Source organism: Haloarcula sp. JP-Z28, from assembly GCF_011440255.1.
GTDB lineage: Archaea > Halobacteriota > Halobacteria > Halobacteriales > Haloarculaceae > Haloarcula > Haloarcula marismortui.
On the sequence record NZ_JAAOHT010000152.1, the window covers coordinates 1 to 1,583 of the forward strand.

Consider the following 1,583-nt stretch of genomic DNA (forward strand, 5'->3'; position numbering starts at 1 on the left):
GACCAGCGCGTAGAGGCACAGGTCGTCTCGACCGCCGAGTTACAGGCTGACGGCCTCGATAACTGGGTTGACGGCTTCCGGCGGCAGGCCCGCACGCTCTCGTCGGTCAAGGAGTTCCAGAACGGGCAACCGGGCGTCATCAGGGACTACCTCTTGCTCGAATCGGACGACCTCACGTCCGAGTTCGTGGCCGTCCACTACGTCCAAGCTTCCGACGGCACGGTAGAAGCGAGCACCGCAAGCGGCGTCAGCGGGGAGACGCTGGCATCCCTCGGCGTTCCGTGGGGGTCGGAAATGACAGCCATCGACGACGAGACCGACACGCCGGGGAGTGTTGTCGTTCCGGCGGAGCCCTACCGGTCGCCGGTGACAAACGACAGCGTCCTGGCATTCGTCAGCTCCGCACCACAGAACACAGAACACGTCGTCGTCGTCGAGGCGAACCTCTCCGCCCGCACCGAATCGTTCCGCGGGTCGCTGGCCGACAGCGAGACGACGATTCTCGGATCGGAGGGCGCGACCGTCGTCGGTAAAAGCGTGCCAGAGGAGACCGCCACTACGGTCACGAACGGGGGTGCCAATGGCTTTACCCAGTCATCGGAGACGGTATACGGGTACGCGAGCCTCGATAGTGTTCTGTGGACAGTCGTAACGCAGGTGCCGGCGTCGAGCGCCTATGCCCTCCGGAACCAGATCGCCACCAGCCTTGTCCTGACGCTCGTGTCCGCAGTGGTGGTCCTCGGCGGCGTGACCATCGCGATGAGCAGGCGCTCGGCGACAGCCCTCTCGGAGCTCGCCGAGACAGCCGACGAGATGCGAGCCGGTGGCCTCGACGTGACGCTCGAAACATCCCGGTCCGACGAGATCGGCCGGCTGTTCGACGCCTTCGACGAGATGAGGCAGTCGCTCCGCGAGCAAATCGCTGACGCGGAGGCGGCCAGAGAAAATGCCGAATCCGCCAGAAACGAGGCTGAATCGGCGAAAAGAGAGGCCGAAGCGGCTCGTGAGGCCGCAGAGGAACTCAGCGAGAGCCTCCAGAACCGCGCCAAGGACTACGCCGAGGTCATGGCCGCCTGTGCCGATGGGGACCTGACGGCGCGGATGTCGTCCGACACGGACGCCGAGTCGATGGCCCGGATCGCAACAGCCTACAACGACCTGCTCGACGAGTGGGAAGAGACCATCCGCGAGGTCCGGTCGTTCAGCGAGGCCGTCGACACCGCGAGCGAGACGGTCTCGGAGAACGTCGACGCGGTTCAGGACCGCAGCACCAGCGTGAAATCCTCGGCCGCAGAGATGGCCGACGGGGCAGAGACACAGTCGGAGAAACTCGAAACCGTCTGGAAGGAGCTGGAGGACCTCTCGGCGACCGTCGAAGAGGTGTCTACTGCCGCCGACACAGTCAGGAATCGGGCTGATGAAGCCCTCAGTCGGTCACAGAGCGGGCGAACGGCCGCCAAGCGGGCGGCGACGGCTCTCGACGATATCGAGCGGTCGACCGACGAGACCGTCGCACAAGTCGAAGAACTGGACGCGCTGATGGGAGAGATCGAGTCCGTCACCAACCTCATCACCGATATCGC

1 protein-coding gene is annotated in these 1,583 nt (G+C 64.9%); it reads left to right on the forward strand.

Translation table 11 applies throughout. From position 1 onward, the window contains the following. Nucleotides 1–1,583, forward strand: a 1,583-nt coding sequence (locus G9463_RS23610) for a methyl-accepting chemotaxis protein (RefSeq protein WP_165897995.1), incomplete at both ends; no start/stop codon positions are given.